17 protein-coding genes and 2 pseudogenes are annotated in these 18482 nt (G+C 69.3%); 14 read left to right on the top strand and 5 right to left on the bottom strand.

Going from position 1 to position 18482, the window contains the following annotated elements; genetic code table 11:
- The coding region (locus FV222_RS04245; RefSeq protein WP_210248448.1) for a fused MFS/spermidine synthase at nucleotides 1-1025 on the top strand (1025 nt) is incomplete at its 5' end.
- A 78-nt stretch (nucleotides 1026-1103) separates the two neighbouring features.
- On the opposite strand, the gene FV222_RS04240 is transcribed toward FV222_RS04245, so the two are convergent.
- The gene (locus FV222_RS04240; protein WP_147813118.1) at nucleotides 1104-2042 is read right to left on the bottom strand and encodes an acetamidase/formamidase family protein; all 939 of its coding nucleotides are present in this window, start codon (nucleotides 2040-2042) and stop codon (nucleotides 1104-1106) included.
- Nucleotides 2043-2235: 193 nt separating this feature from the next.
- Nucleotides 2236-3849: an acyltransferase gene (locus tag FV222_RS04235; protein WP_147764313.1), complete on the bottom strand. Its 1614-nt coding sequence runs from the start codon at nucleotides 3847-3849 to the stop codon at nucleotides 2236-2238.
- Between the two features lie 147 nt (nucleotides 3850-3996).
- Here FV222_RS04235 and FV222_RS04230 point away from each other — a divergent pair, with 147 nt between their 5' ends.
- Nucleotides 3997-4464, top strand: coding sequence for a DUF4113 domain-containing protein (locus tag FV222_RS04230; protein ID WP_348644123.1), 468 nt, complete (start codon nucleotides 3997-3999; stop codon nucleotides 4462-4464).
- On the top strand, nucleotides 4464-4730 hold the full coding sequence (locus FV222_RS04225; protein WP_147764311.1) for a hypothetical protein: 267 nt from the start codon (nucleotides 4464-4466) through the stop codon (nucleotides 4728-4730). The genes FV222_RS04230 and FV222_RS04225 overlap by 1 nt, the downstream gene beginning before the upstream one ends.
- Before the next feature lie 58 nt (nucleotides 4731-4788).
- Here the strand turns inward: FV222_RS04225 and FV222_RS04220 are convergent, their stop codons facing one another.
- Nucleotides 4789-5121 (bottom strand): hypothetical protein, encoded by a 333-nt coding sequence (locus tag FV222_RS04220; protein ID WP_187277214.1) that lies wholly within the window; start codon nucleotides 5119-5121, stop codon nucleotides 4789-4791.
- Nucleotides 5122-5372: 251 nt separating this feature from the next.
- Complete coding sequence (locus tag FV222_RS04215) at nucleotides 5373-6020, bottom strand: SOS response-associated peptidase family protein (RefSeq protein WP_147764309.1); 648 nt, start codon at nucleotides 6018-6020, stop codon at nucleotides 5373-5375.
- A gap of 361 nt (nucleotides 6021-6381) precedes the next feature.
- Here FV222_RS04215 and FV222_RS04210 point away from each other — a divergent pair, with 361 nt between their 5' ends.
- The 8 genes and pseudogenes from FV222_RS04210 to FV222_RS30970 form a co-directional block, all read left to right on the top strand.
- Nucleotides 6382-7872: an ABC transporter substrate-binding protein gene (locus FV222_RS04210; protein WP_147764308.1), complete on the top strand. Its 1491-nt coding sequence runs from the start codon at nucleotides 6382-6384 to the stop codon at nucleotides 7870-7872.
- On the top strand, nucleotides 7872-8816 hold the full coding sequence (locus FV222_RS04205) for an ABC transporter permease (protein ID WP_147764307.1): 945 nt from the start codon (nucleotides 7872-7874) through the stop codon (nucleotides 8814-8816). The genes FV222_RS04210 and FV222_RS04205 overlap by 1 nt, the downstream gene beginning before the upstream one ends.
- On the top strand, nucleotides 8813-9736 hold the full coding sequence (locus tag FV222_RS04200; RefSeq protein WP_147764306.1) for an ABC transporter permease: 924 nt from the start codon (nucleotides 8813-8815) through the stop codon (nucleotides 9734-9736). Before FV222_RS04205 ends, FV222_RS04200 begins: the two co-directional genes overlap by 4 nt.
- Nucleotides 9736-10773: an ABC transporter ATP-binding protein gene (locus FV222_RS04195; RefSeq protein ID WP_246685323.1), complete on the top strand. Its 1038-nt coding sequence runs from the start codon at nucleotides 9736-9738 to the stop codon at nucleotides 10771-10773. Before FV222_RS04200 ends, FV222_RS04195 begins: the two co-directional genes overlap by 1 nt.
- On the top strand, nucleotides 10773-11699 hold the full coding sequence (locus FV222_RS04190; protein ID WP_147764305.1) for an ATP-binding cassette domain-containing protein: 927 nt from the start codon (nucleotides 10773-10775) through the stop codon (nucleotides 11697-11699). The genes FV222_RS04195 and FV222_RS04190 overlap by 1 nt, the downstream gene beginning before the upstream one ends.
- Nucleotides 11696-13291, top strand: coding sequence for a gamma-glutamyltransferase family protein (locus tag FV222_RS04185; RefSeq protein WP_147764304.1), 1596 nt, complete (start codon nucleotides 11696-11698; stop codon nucleotides 13289-13291). Before FV222_RS04190 ends, FV222_RS04185 begins: the two co-directional genes overlap by 4 nt.
- 608 nt (nucleotides 13292-13899) lie before the next feature.
- Nucleotides 13900-14199 (top strand): hypothetical protein, encoded by a 300-nt coding sequence (locus tag FV222_RS30975; RefSeq protein WP_147813116.1) that lies wholly within the window; start codon nucleotides 13900-13902, stop codon nucleotides 14197-14199.
- Nucleotides 14200-14392: 193 nt separating this feature from the next.
- Nucleotides 14393-14770: pseudogene (locus FV222_RS30970) on the top strand (transposase); the annotation flags it as partial.
- 244 nt (nucleotides 14771-15014) lie between these two features.
- On the opposite strand, the gene FV222_RS04165 reads toward FV222_RS30970, so the two are convergent.
- Nucleotides 15015-16025: an IS110 family transposase gene (locus tag FV222_RS04165; protein ID WP_147765406.1), complete on the bottom strand. Its 1011-nt coding sequence runs from the start codon at nucleotides 16023-16025 to the stop codon at nucleotides 15015-15017.
- Nucleotides 16026-16106: 81 nt separating this feature from the next.
- Between FV222_RS04165 and FV222_RS30965 the strand changes: the two are divergent.
- The 3 genes and pseudogenes from FV222_RS30965 to FV222_RS04155 form a co-directional block, all read left to right on the top strand.
- Nucleotides 16107-16271: pseudogene (locus FV222_RS30965) on the top strand (IS630 family transposase); the annotation flags it as partial.
- 218 nt (nucleotides 16272-16489) lie between these two features.
- Nucleotides 16490-17608 (top strand): NAD-dependent epimerase/dehydratase family protein, encoded by a 1119-nt coding sequence (locus tag FV222_RS04160; protein ID WP_147813110.1) that lies wholly within the window; start codon nucleotides 16490-16492, stop codon nucleotides 17606-17608.
- Nucleotides 17605-18482 (top strand): SDR family NAD(P)-dependent oxidoreductase (locus FV222_RS04155; protein ID WP_147813108.1); only part of this gene is annotated, 878 nt, incomplete at its 3' end. The genes FV222_RS04160 and FV222_RS04155, both read left to right, overlap by 4 nt.

Raw genomic sequence — 18482 nt, 5'->3', positions numbered from 1 at the left:
CCGGCCTCGCCCTCCTCGCGCGGTTCGCGCCCGAGGCGGCGCCTTCCGTGGCCGCCGCGATCATGATGACGATCCTGCTGCTGAGCTGGCGCGCGCCGCGGGCGGCGTTCGGCCGTGCCGCCCTGTTCTGTGCGCTGGTGCTGGCGATGCCGCTCCTGTCGGCACAGGACGTGGAGAACCGGCGGAGCTTCTTCGGCGTCCACCGCATCGAGACCGACCCGCAGGGGCGCTTCCGCCTCCTCGCGCACGGGACGACCCTGCACGGGGCAATGCGCATCCGCGAGGACGACGGGCGCCCGGCCCTCGGGCGCCCGGAGCCGACGACCTACTACGCTACCGGCCATGCGATCGCAGACGTGCTCGAAGTCGCCCGCAACGCCTACGGGCCGCTGCCGCGCGTGTCGGTGGTCGGGCTCGGCGCGGGCAGCCTCGCCTGCCAGGCACGCCCGGGCGAAGCCTGGACCTTCTACGAGATCGATCCGGAGGTCGTCCGGATCGCCAGTGACCCGACCCGGTTCCGCTTCCTCTCAGCCTGCGCGCCCACGGCCCGCATCGTTCAGGGCGACGCCCGCCTGACGCTCGCCCGCGCAACGGAGCCGACGCGCGTCCTCATCGTCGACGCGTTCTCCTCCGACGCGATCCCGATGCACCTGCTGACGGGCGAAGCGCTGGCCCTCTACCGCGACCGCCTCGACGCGCAGGGCGTGCTGGCGCTCCACGTCTCGAACCAGCATTTCGACCTGCGGCCGGCGCTGGCCCGAGCCGCGGCGGAGCGGGGCCTGACGCTGCTTCAGCGCATCGACGCAATCGACGAGCCGATCGAGCGCCGCTACCGCATGCGCGCGATGGTGGTGATCGCGACCCGCGATCCGGCGATTACGCGCGAGGCCGAGCGCCTCGGCTGGACGCGGGTCGCGCCCGACCTGACTCGCCGGCCGTGGACCGACGACTACGCCAACGTGCTGGAAGCCTTCCTCGACCTGATGCGCCTGCGCCTCGGGGGCGGTCTCGCTGCCGGACATTGAGCACGCCCCGCTCTCGGCCCACGCGCGAATTCGACCTCGCTGACAGCGCGGTCTTCGCCACCATGAAGCCGACCGCACTCACAGCGCGGTCTTGGGCATCAGCATGTGCACGCCCTTGTTGCCGTCGACCGTCTGCGTGATGCGCAGGTTTCCGGTGAGCGAGCACAGCATGTAGGCTTGGTTGCGGGTGAGCCCGGTGCGGGCGCAGACGTGGCGCACCATCTCGCGCACCGCCTGCCGCATCGCCTCGTCGAGGCTTTCGTGCAGGCCGATCGACATCAGGTCGGTGGGCGTCTCGGCGAACGGCCATTCGTAGCCGAGGTCCTTGCGCACGGTAAGGCGGAAGGTGCCGGTGAGCCCGGTCTCCAGCGCCGTGATGCAGACCTCGCCGTCGCCCTGCACGCCGTGGCCGTCCCCGGCGTAGAACCCGGCGCCGGCGTTGTAGACCGGCAGGTAGAGGGTCGCGCCGACCTTCAGCTCCTTGTTGTCCATGTTGCCGCCGAAGCCGCGCGGCACCGCCGTGCCGACGCGGCCCCAGGCGGCGGGCGGCGCCGTGCCGAGGATGCCGAAGAACGGATCGAGCGGCAGCTCGGTGCCCCACGGCAGCACGCAGACGCCGCGCGCCACGTCGATGTCCGGGTGGATGGTCTCGTACTCGGTGAACTCGTCGGGCAGCGTCCCCAGCAGCGGCAGGATCGAGACGGAGCCCCAATCCTGACGGAACGCCAGGTCAAGGATCTCCACCTGCAGCACGTCGCCGGGCTCGGCGCCGCGGACGTGGACCGGGCCGGTGACGAAGTGCGGGCCGGGGCCGGGGACGCATTGATCGAGCACCGCCAAGTGCTCGGCCGAGACCCGCGCGGGGTCGGTATGCAGCGTCGCCCGCGCACCTGCGGGAAAGGAATGCAGCGTGACCGTGTCGCCCGACTCGATCTCCAGCACCGGCGGCAGCGCGGCGTCGAAGTATCCGAGCACCATCGTGTCGGGGACGGCCGGAATCTCGTGATGCGTCGGCATGCGCGCTCCTGGGTTGGGTTCGCCGGGTCCTAGCGACGAGTTCGGTCCGCGCGTCGCGCGCTCCGCCTGCCGACGCCTTGTGGGACGACACCGATGCAATCGCCGAACCAGCGGGCGCCCTCGCCAGGCCGCCGCAGGGAGAGGGCGGCGCGAGCGGATCAGCATCTGACGCCCGCGGCGGCTCACTCTCGCGTCATCGCGCGGGTTGCGGGACCGGCAGCACCGCCATCAGGCCGCCCTCGTCGACGAGGGCGGCGACGATCGTCTCCGGGCCGCAGGCCTCGGCGGGAATGCGGGTGCGGAACCCGATGCGCCGCGTGCCCATCCCCTCGAAGCCCGGCTGCGCGGCAAGGTCCCGGCGGAGGCGCCGCGGCTTGTCCAGGGCGACGAGGCGTCCTCCGCAGAACAGGGCCAGTTGCAGGCCGCGGCTCGGGCGGCCCGGATCGAAGGCGTAAGCCGTGATCAGGAACTCCGTCTGCGACAGGCGCTCGACCGACTCGACGGCCCCGCGCAGGGCGGAGGGCAAGGCGAGACCGCGCTCGGTGATCGCCAGCTCGGCCTGCCTCGGCGCGGTCCAGGCGCCGGCGGGTAGAACGCCGATCGCGGTGCGCGCGCGGCTCTCGGCGAGGGCGTCGCGCGCCGTCTCCACGCTGCCCCAGAGGGCGCAGCCGAGGAAGACGACGAGGAAGGTGGCCACCGCCCGCTTCAGCGCGGCCGGCGTCAGGGCATCGATCCGCCGGCGGAGGCGCCGGTAGACCGCGACGTCGAGGGGGCCGAGTAGGGCGGCGACCAGCAGGGCGCCCGCGACGGCGATGCCGGCGTAAGCCGCGCCCGGCCAGTCCGTTGGGCAGGCCCAGCTCGCCAGCATCAGCACCGGCGGATGCGCGAGGTAAAGCACGTAGCTCCAATCCCCCAGCGCGATCACCGCCCGCGCCGCCGGGCGATCCCGGGGGAGGGCGGGCGCGGTGACGGCGGCGCCCACGATCAGGATTGCGGCGACGCCGCCGATCCAGCGCGCGGCGGCGGTGTCGACGAAGGCGCAAAGCACCACCAAGGGCAGGGCCAGCAGCGCGGTCGCCGGACGCACCCACCCCGCCGCGATCAGGCGCGGCAGCAGCAGGCCCCCCGCGAAGGGCGCGCAGGCCGCCGTGACCGGCACGAGGTAGAGCGGCGGCGGCATCAGGCTGCGGCTGTCGGGGGGCAGCAGCGGGAAGGCGACGGCCAGAAGGACCAGCCAGCAGGCGGCGACGGGAACGAGGCGGCGCGCCCACCCCGCCGCGGCGAGCAGGAACAATCCGACGTAGAAGGACAGTTCCAGGGCGAGCGTCCACTCCACGTTGAGCGGCGAGCCGCGCACGCCGCCCGGCGCAAGCGACAGGGCCAGCACCGACACGCCGCCGAAGGGTAGGCCAAAAGCCGCGAAGACGCCGGCGAACAGGGACACGACCGCGAGATAGGTCGGGAAGATGCGCCCGACCCGATGCGCCAGGAACACGAGCGGCGCGTCGCGGGTGACGAGCCGGGCCATCAGGAACCCGGACAGGGCGAAGAAGATCGCCACGCCCCAGACGCCCATCAGGTGGTCCAGGGCCGCGAACGGCCGCCCGGCCCCGCGCAGGGCCTGCCCGTACACCGCGACGTGGTGCACGAGGACGAGGCAAGCCGCGAACGCCCGCAAAATTTGCAGGTTCGCGATCTCCCCACCCGGACGCGCGATCCCGGTGACCGCGGGCCCCGCCTGCATCGGCACGGCGGGCGGTGCCGGCGCGATGGCGGCGGCAAAATCTCGGCGGGGGCGGTCAAGCATCGCTGCGGCTTCGAACGGTGTGCTGAGCCCAGCACATATCAACGCCGATCTCCTTGGAAACAACAAGAAACATGGCCGACCGGCCGGCGAGGTCCACGGTATCGGCCAGGCGTCGCTCGCCAAGTTCGAGCCATGGGTGTCGAAAGCATGGCAGGTTTCGCCGACCTCGACCCGCGTCCAGTGCGCGAGGCGCTGACGGTGGTGGGCGAGCCCAACATCCACGAGCTGCGTGGCCTGTCCTGCCTGCCGCTCGGCGCGCTCCCGGCCCAGCGTAAGGGCTGCGCGGTGACCCGCTCGTTCTCGATTCCGATCGAGGATCGCGCCAGGCGGGAGTCCGGCGCCCGACCGTGGCGGCTCGGCAAGCCCGGGATCGTCACCACCGACCTGATGCTGCTCGACGCCAGCCCGCGCGCTCTGATCGGCCAGCTCGACCGCGAGCGCTCCGGCCTGCTGATGGCAGCGGTCGACGCCTGCAACGCCCGCTTCGGCCGCGGCAGCGTCGTCCCAGCCCGCGCCGGCCTCGTGGAGAAGCGGACGTGGAGCACGAAGTTCGAGATGCGGACGCCGCGCTACACGACGCAGGTCAGCGAGCTGCCGATCGCGGTGGCGGTCTGATGGAGCGCCTGTGCGACCTGCGCGGGCGCCGCCTCGTCGTAGAGTGCCCGCCGTGCAAGCGGCGCGGAACCTACAACCTAGCGCGGTCCCGACAGCGGTTCGGCGAGCTTGCCGGCCTCTCCGACGTGTACCCGCGGCTGACGCAGGCGTACCGCTACCAGAAGCCAGTCGGATCGCGCGAGCCCAACCCGTTCGGTCAGACTTGCCGCGCCGCGATCGGCGTCGAGGGTGGCGACGGGCGCGCAAGCTTGCCCTCGCGGACCTAACCGGTACGCAAGGGCCGCTGCTGGATCAAAAACGACCTGCGCGATACGATCGAGGGAATCAGAAGTTCCTCTTCCACCCACGGGCGGAGGGATTGCCGCGGCGCATGTGCTTCATACGGTGCATACGGTGATGCATGCGGACGGCTTCAACGTTTGAAGCGGCAGATCCTCCCACAGTAAGCGCTGACGTCAGACGCACGGCAGACGCGGTTCCGGCCAGGCCGAGAGCGGACCCGACGACGAAGATCGAAGCAAGGCCGATGGTCTTGAGCATGATGGTCTCCTGATCGTGCGGCACCGCATCATGCTCGCTGATCATCAAACCTCTGATTGCGGTCTGCCATTCCTCCCCCGGCTCAGTACGTGGACTGCGAGACTTGGCGTCAGTCACCTGATCAGGTCATCGTGCCACGTTGTGCAATCACACCACCTGCATCGTGCGCAGTTCGGCGGTCAGATTGTCCAACGTTGGCTGCTCCGTGAGGGACTTGCCACTCCCGTCGCGCCAGACGCCGACTTCGGCGTGCCGCCTTCGCACGTCACCGATGTAGTGGCACCTGTCAATGCGCGCGGGCCGCGGGTCGAGGTCTTCGATCCTAGCGATGGTACTGTGATAATGCGGTTCCAGTAGGGACCGCGCCTTCAAGCTCCGTCCCGCTTCGCGCCTCGCGCAACGACCTTGAGAGCGCCGTCGCGCAAAGGCCGTTGCAGTTTGGCGGCTTCCGGCCATTCCGCCGACAACCACGTCTCGTGTTCGTCGGCAGTGGTGAGGATCGCCGGCATCGCCTTCGGATGGATCTCGCCGACCTCGGCGTTCGGCTCCGTCGTCAGGAAGGCATACAGGTCGTCCACGGTTTCGCCGTCCTTGACCTTGCGGACGGATTTCCACCCGTCGAGCAGGATGCCCGCGAAACACGCCAGCGGGCGGTGCTCTCCAAGCGCGAACCAGATATCGCCGCCGGCTTTCACGTTGAACTCGCTGAAGGAGGTCAGGGGCACGAGGCAGCGATGATGAGGTTTCAACCATCGCCGCCAGTGCGGCGACCGGGTGTTGCGGACATTGGTGACGCCTGCATCGACCTTCTTGCCCTTCAGTGCGAACTCCGGCGACGGCATGCCCCAGCGCATCATCGCCAGCGTGCGTTCTCCTTCCCGCATCCGCACGACCGGTGCCATCGTGTTCGGAAAGATGCCCGGCAGCGGCGGCAGGTTGCCGGCCTCGTCGCGCTGAACGCCGAAGGCTTTCCGGATCGCGTCCTGACCTTTGTTGAGGCTGTAGAGGTTGCACATGCCTGCACCGTGCGACGGTCAGGTCCGCGAGGGCAAGCCCCTCCGTCCGCCCCCGCTACTGACACAGCACACGGCACGGATGCCGCAGCTGAGAAGCGCGGTACGTCTCACCACGCGCGCATGTCTGTCAAAGAGTCCTATCCCGCGCTCGTGAAGCGGACACTCGCGCATCGCCGGTTCACGATGCATGCCCGCTGATCTCACTCTGAATTGCCCATGCCCAGGAGGGGGTGCGAAATCCGTTCCCCGGCATCAAGATGGCATGGTTGGTGCACTGCATTCAAAACACAAGTTGCCCCCGATCTCGCGGCGGCACATCATTCGCGCCCCGGCCCCGGGCCGCCCGTGACGGAAAGTCTCGATGTTGCGTCTGTCGGCTGCCTGCCTAATCGCGGGTGTTCTCCTGTCCACGCCGCTCTCCGCCCAGACCCTGCGTTATGGCATGATGGAGGACCCGGATGCGCTCGACCCGACGCTGGCCCGCACCTTCGCCAGCCGAATGGTCTTCACCGCGCTCTGCGACAAGCTCGTCGACATCGGCACGGACCTGAAGCCGGTGCCGCAGCTCGCGACCGCGTGGGAGCTCTCGTCCGACGAGAAGACGCTCACGATGCATCTGCGGCCGGGCGTGAAATTCCACGACGGCGAGCCTTTGAATGCGGCGGCCGCCAAGTTCTCGATCGAACGCCATCTCAAGATGCCGGGCTCGCAGCGCCGCAGCGAGATCGCGCCGATCGACGCCGTCGAGGTCGTCGACGACCTGACCTTCAAGATCGTCCTCAAGGCGCCGTTCGCCCCGCTCATGGCGCAGTTCACCGACCGCGCCGGAATGATGGTCTCGCCGAAGGCCGCCGAGCGGCTCGGCGACAAGTTCTCGACCGCCCCGGTCTGCGCCGGCCCCTTCAAGTTCGTCGAGCGGGTGCCGCAGGACCGGATCGTGGTCGAGCGTTTCCCGGATTACTGGAACAAGGACCAGATCCACATCCAACGGATCGAGTTCCGCCCGATCCCCGATGCCACGGTACGCCTGACGAACCTGCGCGCCGGCCAGCTCGACATACTGGAGCGCCTGGCCCCGACCGACGTCCCTCAGGTGACCCGCGATGCCAAGCTGAAGCTCGGCTCGGTCTACGAGCTCGGCTTCCAATCGTTGCTGCTCAACCCCGCGAAGGCCAGCTCGCCGCTCGGCGACCCGCGCGTGCGGCAGGCGCTCGAGCTGTCGATCGACCGCAACGCGCTGAACCAGGTGGTGTTCAACGGCGAGTTCCTGGCCGGCAACCAGTGGGTCTCGCCCAAGCATCCGAACTACGTCAAGGAATACCCGGTGCCGAAGCGCGACGTCGCCAAGGCGAAGGCCCTGCTCGCCGAGGCCGGCCAGCCCAAGCCGCAGATCACGCTCTCGGTCTACGCCAACAGCGAGGCGCCGCAGGTCGGGCAGGTGATCCAAGCCATGGCCAAGGAGGCCGGCTTCGACATCAAGATCCAGGCGGCCGACTTCACCACGCTGCTCGACATGGCCGACAAGGGCAACTTCGAGGCCTACCTCTATTCCTGGAGCGGCCGACCGGACCCGGACGGCAACACCTTCAGCTTCCTCGGGTGCAAGACGCCGCTGAACTACACGCGCTATTGCAACGCCGACGCCGACGCGGCGCTCCAGGCCGAGCGTGGCACCGTCGACACGGCCAAGCGTCAGGCCGCCTGGAAGAGCCTGGCCGACCGGGTCTTGACGGATCGTCCGGTCGTCTACCTTCTGCACCGAAAGCTGCTCTGGGCCTACGCGAACAAGCTCACCGGGTTCGTCGCCTACCCGGACGGGCTCGCCCGGTTCACGGGGTTGAAGCTGAACTGATGCTGCGGTTCCTCGCAAGACGCTTGGCGCTCGCGGTCCCGACCCTGATCCTGGCCTCGATGATCATCTTCGCCCTGCAGCAATTGCTGCCGGGCGACACCGCGACCGCTTTGTCCGGTGAGGAGCGCGACCCGGAGGTGATCGCGTTCATCCGCGACAAGTACCACCTCGATCGGCCGCTCCCCGTTCGCTACGGCTACTGGGCGGCGGGCGTCCTCGGCGGCGATCTCGGCGAATCGATCCGCCTGCAGAAGCCGGTCTCGGAACTCGTCGCCGAGAAGCTGCCGGTGACGCTGGAGCTCGCCTGCCTCGCCATGCTGGTGGCGCTCGCCATCGGCGTGCCGATGGGCATCCTCTCGGCGGTCCGGCGCGGCACCTGGGCCGACACGCTGGCCAACGGCGTCGCGCTCTGGGGCCTGTCGATCCCGAACTTCTGGCTCGGCATCCTGATGATCCTGCTGTTCTCGGTGCAGCTCGGCTGGCTGCCGGCCTCCGGCTACGTGCCGCCCTCCGAGAGCTTGTGGGAGAACCTCAAGGCGATGGCGATGCCGGCCTTCGTGCTCGGCAACGCGATCAGCGCGGTGATGATGCGCCACACCCGGGCGGCGATGCTCGGCGTGCTCGGCTCCGACTACGTCCGCACGGCGCGCGCCAAAGGCGTCTCGCCCCTGCGGCTCGTGCTGCGGCATGCGCTGCCCAACGCCGCGATCCCGATCATCACGCTCGGCGCCCTCGAGTTCGGGCAGCTGCTGTCCGGCGCGGTTCTGACCGAGCAGATCTTCTCGGTGCCGGGCTTCGGGAAGCTGATGGTCGACGCCGTGTTCAATCGCGACTTCGCCACCGTGCAGGGCGTCGTGATCTGCACCGCCGCCACCTATGTCGGCCTCAACCTCGCCGCGGACGTGCTGGCGGCGGTCGTCAACCCGAAGCTGAGGCGGGCATGAGCGGGATCGATCGCGACGGCGCCGCGCTCCTGCCGTCCCCCACGGTGGCGAAGGGACGACGGGTGCCTCTGCCCCGCGAGCCCGGTACGCTCCGCGCCTTCTGGCGCCGGCTGCGGGCGCGGCGGAGCGCCGTGGTCGGGCTGGTCATCGTCGTCGGGCTCGTCCTGATGGCGGTGTTCGCTGCATGGATCGCGCCCTACGACCCGACGGAGACCGATTGGGGCGCGGTGCGAGCCGCCCCGTCGCTCTCCCACCCGTTCGGCGGCGACGAGGTCGGGCGCGACGTGCTCGCGCGCATCGTCTACGGGGCGCGGGCCTCGCTCGGTGCCGGCCTCGTCTCGGTGGCGCTCGCCGTCTCGCTCGGCCTGCCGCTGGGGCTCGTCGCCGGCTATGCCGGCGGCTGGGTCGACGGGGCGATCATGCGGCTCACCGATGCGTTGCTGGCGATCCCGTTCCTGATCCTGGCGATCGCGCTCGCAGCCTTCCTCGGTCCGAGCCTGACCAACGCCATGGTGGCGATCGGCCTGTCGGCGACCTCCACCTTCGTCCGGCTCACCCGCGCGCAGGTCCAGGCGGTGGCGGCGGAGGAGTTCGTGGAGGCGGCGCGCTCGGTCGGCAACCCGCCCTGGCGGATCGCGCTGGTGCACATCCTGCCCAACATCGTGCCGGCGATCCTGGTCCAGGCGACGCTCACCATCGCGGCGGCGATCATCGCCGAAGCGAGCCTGTCGTTCCTCGGGCTCGGCCAGCAGCCGCCCGAGCCGAGCTGGGGCGCGATGCTCAACGTCGCCAAGAATTTCCTCGACCAGGCGCCGTGGATGGCGATCTGGCCCGGGCTGTCGATCTTCCTCGCCGTGCTCGGCTTCAACCTGTTCGGCGACGGCCTGCGCGACGCCCTCGATCCGAGAGGCAGGACCTGATGGCGGCGGAGATGGGCGGCGCCCCCCTCCTCGAGGTCCGCGACCTCGCGGTCGCCTTCGACACCGACGGCGGTGCCGGCCACGCCGTCAACGGCGTGTCCTACGCGCTTCGCGAGGGCGAGACGCTCGGAATCGTCGGCGAATCCGGCTCGGGCAAGAGCGTGCACGTGCTGGCGATGCTCGGGCTGATCCCGCGCCCGCCCGGCCGGATCACCGGCGGGCAGGTGCTGTTCCAGGGGCGCGACCTCCTGAGCCTTCCCGAGAAGGCCCTGCGCCGGGTGCGCGGCGGCGAGATCGGGTTCGTGTTCCAGGACCCGATGAGCTCGCTCAACCCCGGCATGACCGTGGCGGCGCAGATCATCGAGCCGCTGCGCATCCATCTCGGCCTCGACCGCCGCGCCGCCCGCGCGCGGGCACGGGAGCTCCTCGACCTCGTCCGCATCCCGAATGCGGCCGGCCGCCTCGACCAGTACCCTCACGAGTTCTCCGGTGGCCAGCGCCAGCGCGTGATGATCGCCGTCGGCCTCGCATGCCGGCCGAAGATCCTCATCGCCGACGAGGCGACGACGGCCCTCGACGTGACGGTGCAGGCCGAGATCGTCGCGCTGGTCCAGGACCTGAAGCGCGAGATCGGCATGGCGATCATCTGGATCACCCACGATCTGGGCGTCGTCGCCGGCATCAGCGACACGGTGCAGGTGATGTATGCCGGGCGCATCCTCGAGCGCGGCCCGGTGGACGACGTCTTCGCCGACCCGCGCAGCGCCTACACCCTCGGTCTGCTGCGCTCGCTGCCCGACCTCACACGGGGGCGGGCCGGGCGCGGGCGCCTGCGTCAGATCGAGGGCGCTCCGCCGGACATGCGCGTCCCGCCGCCCGGCGACCCGTTCGCGCCGCGCAACGCCTACGCGACCGCCCGCTGCCGCTCCGAGATGCCTCCGCTGGTCCAGGCGAAGGGCGCCGCGCCGGGTCATCTCGTGGCCGCCTGGTACGACCTTCCCGAAATCCTCTCCCACGAAGCGGAGCGTGCGCGGTGATGCGGGCCTCGGACGAACCGATCATCTCGGTGCGCAACCTGTCGAAGCACTATCCGCTGCGGTCGTGGTGGGGCGGCAAGGGGTCCGTGTTCCGGGCGGTGGAGAATGTCAGCTTCGACATCCGCCCCGGCGAGACCCTTGGGCTCGTAGGCGAATCCGGCTCGGGGAAGTCCACGATCGGTCGCGCCGTGACCATGCTGAACCCGCCGACCGAAGGCAGCGTCGCTTTTGAGGGCACGGACCTGGCCATGCTTTCGGCCAAGGCGATGCGCGCGAAACGCGCCCGGATCCAGACTGTGTTCCAGGATCCCTACGCGGCTCTGAACCCGCGGATGAGCGTCGGCGACTACGTCTCCGAAGCGTTCAAGCTGCACCGGCCGGACATGAGCCGTGCCGAGCGCCGCGAGGCGGTGGCCGGGCTGTTCGAGCGCGTCGGACTGGAGCCGCGTTTCGCCGGGCGGTTCCCGCACCAGTTCTCCGGCGGCCAGCGCCAGCGCGTCTGCATCGCCCGCGCCATCGCGCTCAAACCGAGCTTCATCGTCGCCGACGAGCCGATCGCGGCGCTCGACGTCTCGATCCAGGCCCAGGTGGTCAACCTGTTGCAGGACCTACAGGCCGAGCTCGGCCTGTCCTACCTGTTCATCTCTCACGACCTGCGCATGGTGCGCTACCTGTGCCACCGGGTCGCCGTGCTCTGGCGCGGCCGCATCGTCGAGCTGGCCGAGAGCGACGCGCTCTACGACGACCCGCGCCATCCTTACACCCGCCGCCTGCTCGGCGCCGTACCGGTGCCTGTGCCGGCGGTCGAGCGGGCGCGCCTGGCCGCCGAGAGCGCCGCACCGGCTTCCGCCATCGCCGAAGGCGGCGACCTCGTCGAGGTCGCGCCCGGCCATTGGGTCGCCACCCTACCTGAGGATCGCCCATGAGGAATTTCGAGGGACCGGGCCGCTCGCCCGTCTACGCGGCGCAGGCCGCGGTCGCGACCTCGCATCCGGCTTCGACGCTGGTGGCGATCGAGACCCTGCGCGCGGGCGGCAACGCCGTCGATGCGGCGATCGCGGCGGTGGCGGTGCAATGCGTCGTCGACCCGCTGATGACCGGCATCGGCGGCGACTGCTTCGCGCTGTATTTGCCCAAGGGCGCCTCGGTGCCGGTGGCGATCGACGGCTCCGGCCGCAGCCCGGCGGCGGCCGACGCCGCGTGGTACCGCGAACACGGCGTCGCGATCGAGCCGGATTCCCCGCACGCGGTGACCGTGCCCGGCGCGGTGGCGGCGTGGCAGAAGCTCGTCGCAGACCACGGCACCCGTTCGCTCGGCGAGCTGCTGCAGCCGGCGATCCGGCTGGCCGAGGAGGGCTTTCCCGTCCAGCCGCGGGTCGGCTGGGACTGGGCGCGCAACGTCGCCCGCGTCGCAGGCGATCCCCACGCCGCCGCCACCTACCTCATCGACGGCCGCGCGCCCGCGATCGGCACGGTGGTGCGATTGGAAGAACTCGCCGCGACGCTCCGGCGGATCGCCCGCGAGGGCGCGCGCGGTTTCTACGAGGGGCCGGTGGCCGACGACCTCGTCGGTCGCCTGCGGCAACTCGGCGGCCTCCACACCCTGGAGGATTTCGCGCGCGCCGCACCGGACGTGGTCACCCCGATCAGCACGCGCTACCGCGGCTACGACGTCTACGAGTGCCCGCCCGCCGGCCAGGGGCTCGCGGCGCTGATGATGCTCAACGTGCTGAAGCCCTTCGACGTGGCGGGGCTCTCGGACCTCGACCGGGTCCACCTCTTCGCCGAAGCCTGCAAGCAGGGCTACCACCACCGCGACGCGCTGTTCGGCGACCCGGCGCTCCAGGCGATCCCGGTGGAGCACCTGCTTTCCGACGCCTGGCAGGCCGCCGCCCACGGGGCGATCGACATGGGCCGGGCGCAGGCGCCCACGCTTTATCCCGAGATCCGCGCCGAGGTCGCGGCCCGCGCGCACAAGGACACGGTCTACCTCTGCGTGGTCGACCGGGACGGCAACGCGATCTCGCTGATCAACTCGATCTTCCAGGGCTTCGGCTCCGGCATCCTCGGGCCGTCGAGCGGCGTGCTGCTGCACAACCGCGGCCTGTCGTTCCGCACGGAAGCCGGCCACCCCAACACGATCGGCCCGTCCAAGCGCCCGATGCACACCATCATCCCCGGCATGCTGATGCGGAACGGACGCGCGGTCGCGCCCTTCGGCGTGATGGGCGGGCACTACCAGGCGATGGGCCACGTCGAGCTGCTGACCGGGCTGATCGACCGCGGCCTGGACCCGCAAGAGGCGCTCGATGCGCCGCGCAGCTTCGCCTACGGCGGTACCCTGGAACTCGAAGGCGGCCTCTCCGGCCTCACCGCCGAGCTGAAAGGCCGCGGCCACGACGCACTCCCCGCGCCCCTGCCGCTCGGCGGCGGTCAGGTGATCTGGATCGACCATGAAGCCGGCATGCTCGCGGCCGGCTCGGACCCCCGCAAGGATGGCAGCGCGCTGGGTTACTGAGGCCGCTCGACGCTTGGTCTGCCCCGGGTCGGGACTCCGATGTCGGACCGTGAGACAGCAAGGGGGCTCCAGTCGCGACACCGTTGACCTGCCGGTGACAGATCAAGAGCACCGTGCTTTCGAACCGGGCTCGGGGCCGGTTCGCTGGAGAGATGAACGAAGCACCCGTCATCCCGCGATCAGATCGGGGGCGGGCCTGCTTTTTTGGTAGCGTTCCATTAAGTGCCTGCTAACTGCAAGCCGACACCCTTGGACGCATGTCGAAGCGTACCAAGCGAGCTACACGAGCCCTTCTCTGGATGGCGGCGTTGACCCTCTGCGGTTTCGCAGCGGTCATGCTGATGCAAGCCAATCGACCGCCGGATCAGGTAGCAAGGCGGACGACGGACGGAGATCCGATCACGACCGGCTCGATACAGCCCGCACCCATGCGCTGGTGTGGAGCGGCTGCGTGGTGCCGGTGATAAGCTTTCGTTGATCGCAACCCAATCAATGCCAGCAAGAAATGCAACGCCAGCAAGAAATGGCTTTTTATTTTTGATCCGTGTTGAACTCGGACAGCATCAACCGCGTTCGAACTCCGATTACCAGGATCGGAGAAACGCAATATGCGCACCAAGACCTTCGCTATCGCAGCCTCGCTCGTTCTGTCGCTCTCGGGTGCCGCATTGGCTCAGACTGCTGCTGGGAGCGGAAGCACCGAGGGCAATATGAACAACCCCGGCAGTGTGAAGAGCAATTCCGAAAAGGGCTCGACAGGTTCGGCGACTGGAGCCGCGATGGGTGCCGATCGCATGGCAGCACCTGGCGCCAGCGGTGGCGCTTCCACTGCCACCACCGGAGCGCCGGCTGGAAGCACGGGTGGCAACGGTGTGACCGGAAGCGGCGCTGCTCCCAGCGCTAAGTAAGGACGACGACGGTCCCGCCAGCCCGTAATTGCTTCGGGCTGCGGGACTGCCTTTTATGGCGATCGACTATCGTTCCGATCCGAACGAAGGATTCGGGAAGCTACCCTGCGCCCCTGGAGGCGTTTCCGTTCGGATTGGTTCCGGGGGTAGCGGTGAGGGCAGCGATCTGGTTCGATGGCGCGCTTTCAAAGGAAAGCGCGATCTCGACCCGGACAGCCTCGTCTTCATCGACGAGACCGCTGCCGCGATGACCATGGTGCGGCCCTACGATCGGTACGAACAGGGCGAGCGCTGCCGAATCTGCATGCCGTACGGGCACGACTAGACCACCACCGTCACCGCTGCCCTTCGCACGAGCGGCCTCGTCGCCACCACCCTGTTCAATGGTGCGACGAGCGGCGAGCGCTTCCTGGCTTACGTTTCTGACATGCTAATCCCGATGCTGAAGCGTGGCGATCCTGTCATCCGCAATGACTAGAGCGTCCACAAGGCGACCGGGGTGAGGGAGGCCATCGAGGCGGCGTGTGCCCACCTCCTCTATCTCCCGGCCTACAGCCCGGACTTCAACCCGTGTATGGATGGCTCCTGCGGGTCAAGGATGTCGGATCGGTTCGGGTGAACTGGTCGGTTGCGGCCATGTATACGGCGTCTGATCTGCAGCGGGATCGCTGCGCGCCCTGATGAAGTCCGCTTGGAGAACAGGTCCCACTCAATCGAGCGCGCTCGAAACGCTTCGGATTGATCGGGGTGTCCTGGTTCTTCCTCTCCGTTTGTTCGCCATCACCTCACGTCGCCCTGACCGTTCGTTCAGCCGTTCAGGCGGTGGTCGCCTGCGGCTGGTAGCGTGAACCGTCCCTGAGGACAGCGAAGATCGTTCTTGCCATGCGATGTGCCAACGCGATGGCGGCGACTTTCGTCTTCTTTCGGGCCAGCATGTCGGACAGCCAGTCCTGTCTCGGGCCGCACCTGGATCTCACCATGATCTGCGACATGGCGCCTAGATAAAGCAGCCGCCGAATATACCGGTTGCCCATCTTCGAGATTCGCCCGATCCTCTGTTTACCGCCGGTGGAATGCGGCTTGGGGGTCAGGCCGAGCCAGGCGGCATAGTCCCTCGCGCAGTCGAAGTTACCGACGTCCGGCGTCGTCGCTGCGATGATCGTCGCCGAGAGCTTGCCGACGCCCGGGATCGTCGCCAGACGCTGGCTCGTCTCGCATTGGGCGTGTTTCGCTTCGATCTCGCCCGTCAACCGCTCGATCCGCGTATCGGTGTCGACCAACTGCTCGAAGAGCAGACTGACGGGCAATCGGGCCGCGTCCGGCAGTTGGTGCAGTTGCGTCCTCAGCCGATCGACATTCTGCGCGCCCTTGGCTGCGATGATGCCGAACTCCGTCATGTGAGCGCGGATCGCGTTGCCGATCTGCGTGCGCTGGCGGACCAGCAGATCCCGCGTGCGGTGGAGAACCAGGACCGCAGAGCAGGCTTCGCTCTTCACCGCGACAAACCGCATGGAGGGACGCGTGACCGCTTCACAAATGGCGGCCGCGTCGGCTGCGTCCGTCTTCCCGCGCTTCACATAAGGCTTTACGTAAGACGGTGGCATCAGCCGGACGTCATGACCCAGTTCCTGAAGCCTGCGCCCCCAGTCGTGAGCGCCCCCGCAAGCTTCCATGCCGACCAAACATCGCGGCTGCTTCTCGAAAAACGCGAGTAGCTGGCTTCGACGGAGTTGGCGACGCACGAGAACACGACCGCTCGCATCGACACCGTGGATTTGGAAAACGCTCTTCGCGAGGTCGATACCGACCGTAACAAGTTCGGACATGGGTGGCTCCTCAGCTTGAGGCGACAACATCCCGACTATGCCCCAACGCAACGCCGGGAGCAGGAGCCATCCACACCATCAATCGAGAAAGCCTTCGCCAACCTGAAGGCGCTCCTGCGAACGGCGGCGGCGCGCACCGTCCCAGACCTCTGGGCCGCAATCCAAAACGTTTTCAAAGTCTTCCGCCGGTATGAATGCCGAAACGACATCGCCGCCACCGGGTACGATGCCGTCGACCCAACATGATCGGCAACGGCTCTCGCCCGCGCACGGGTGGCTGACGAAGCGGGCGGACGCGCCGTTATCGGACCTGTCATAGGTTAGAGCGGCACAACCGCGCCGTGTGCCATGTTCCTCGCCGAGCCCGCCGGACGCCGTCCGGCAGAGGCGCCCGATCCTCGCCGCGGTGGGACCGGGGCGTCCGCTCATCGAAGCGAGGTCTGCATCTTGGCGAGGTCTGCATCTTGAGCGAGCGGGTTCTGATCACGGGGGGCGCCGGCTTCATCGGCACGCACCTGACGGCCGCGTTGCTCAAGCGCGGACACCAGGTCCGCGTCCTCGACAGCCTGATCGAGCAGGTGCACGGAAGCCAGGGGCAGACGCGTCCGGCCGCACTCAGCCCGGAGGCCGAGTTCGTGGCCGGCGACGTGCGCGACGGCGCGCTGGTGGCCCAGGCGCTGCGGGGCATCGACTCCGTCGTGCACCTCGCCGCCGAGGTCGGCGTCGGGCAGAGCATGTACGCGGTCGAGCGCTACGTCTCGGTCAACGATTGCGGTACGGCCGCACTGTTCCAGGCGCTGATCGAGCGTCCGGTGCGGCGCGTCGTCGTCGCCTCCTCGATGAGCATATACGGCGAGGGCCTCTATCGGGCCGCAGACGGCACCATCGTCCAGTACGCCGTGCGCCGGGCGCGCAAGCCCGGAGACCCGTGGGACCCGCTGGATGCAGGCGGGCGACCGCTGGTGCCGGTGCCGACCCCGGAATGGAAGGCGCCGACCCTCGCCTCGGTCTACGCCCTCACCAAGTACGTGCAGGAGCGCCTGACCCTCACCCTGAGCCCGGTCTACGGCATGGAGGGCGTGGCCCTGCGGCTTTGGAACGCCTACGGGCCCGGCCAAGCCCTCTCGAACCCCTATACCGGCGTGCTGGCGATCTTCGCCTCGCGGCTCCACAACGGGCAGCCGCCGATGATCTTCGAGGACGGCGAGCAGCGCCGCGACTTCGTCCACGTGGAGGACGTCGCGGAGGCCTTCGTTCTGGCGCTGGAGCACCCGGCGGCGGCGGGCCAGGTCTACAACGTCGGCAGCGGCGAGGACCGCTCGGTGCGGGAGGTGGCGCAGATCCTCGCCCGCGCCATGGGCCGGCCAGGGCTGGCACCCGAGGTCGCGGGCAAGGCGCGCACCGGGGACATCCGCCACTGCATCGCCGACATCGGCAAGATCCGGGCGGAGCTCGGCTACCGGCCGCGGCGCGACTTCGCGGCGGGCGTGGCGGAGCTCGCCGCCTGGGTCGCGGACCGCGAGGCGATCGACCGCGTGAACGAGGCACGCGGCGAGCTTGAAGCCCGGGGCCTGGTTGCGTGACGGCGCAGGAGCCCGAAGCGGCGCCGTCGCCGCGCACCGTCCTGATCACCGGCGGGGCCGGCTTCATCGGCGCGAACCTCGCCGACCGGCTCGCCCGGGCCGGGCACCGCGTCGTCGTCTACGACGCCCTCAGCCGCCCCGGGGTCGCCGCGAACCTCGCCTGGCTGCAGGCGAGCCATCCCGACCGGATCGACGCCGTGGTCGCCGACATCCGCGACGCGAACCGGCTCGGTGCGTGCGTCGCCGACGCGGACGCGGTCTTCCACCTCGCCGCGCAGGTCGCGGTGACGACGAGCCTGACTGCGCCGCTGACCGACTTCGCGGTCAACCTCGGCGGCACCCTCAACCTGCTCGAGGCCCTGCGCCGACGCGGCGGCCGGGTGCCGCTGGTCTTCGCCTCGACCAACAAGGTCTACGGCGACCTGCACGACGTCGACCTCGCGCCCTCCGGCGACGCCTACCTGCCGAGCGACCCGGACGTCCGGCGCTGGGGTATCGGGGAGGACCGGCGCCTCGACTTCCACACGCCCTACGGCTGCTCGAAGGGCGGCGCCGACCAGTACGTGCTCGACTACGCCCGCAGCTTCGGCATCCCAGCGGTGGTGATGCGGATGAGCTGCATCTACGGTCCGCGCCAGATGGGCACGGAGGACCAGGGCTGGGTCGCGCACTTCCTGATCAGCGCGCTGGAGCAGCGCCCGATCATCATCTACGGCGACGGACGCCAGGTCCGCGACATCCTCCACGTCGCCGACGCGGTGGAGGCCTACCGCGCGGCCTGGGCCGGAATCGACCGGGTCGCCGGCCGGGCGTTCAATCTCGGCGGCGGTCCGGCCAACGCCGTGAGCCTGCGCCAGGTGGTGGCGCATATCGA

Origin of the sequence: Methylobacterium sp. WL103, from assembly GCF_008039885.1 — a bacterium.
GTDB classification, from domain to species: domain Bacteria; phylum Pseudomonadota; class Alphaproteobacteria; order Rhizobiales; family Beijerinckiaceae; genus Methylobacterium; species Methylobacterium cerastii.
Note: the sequence above shows the minus strand (reverse complement) of the source record. Positions and strands in the feature narration are given on the sequence as shown.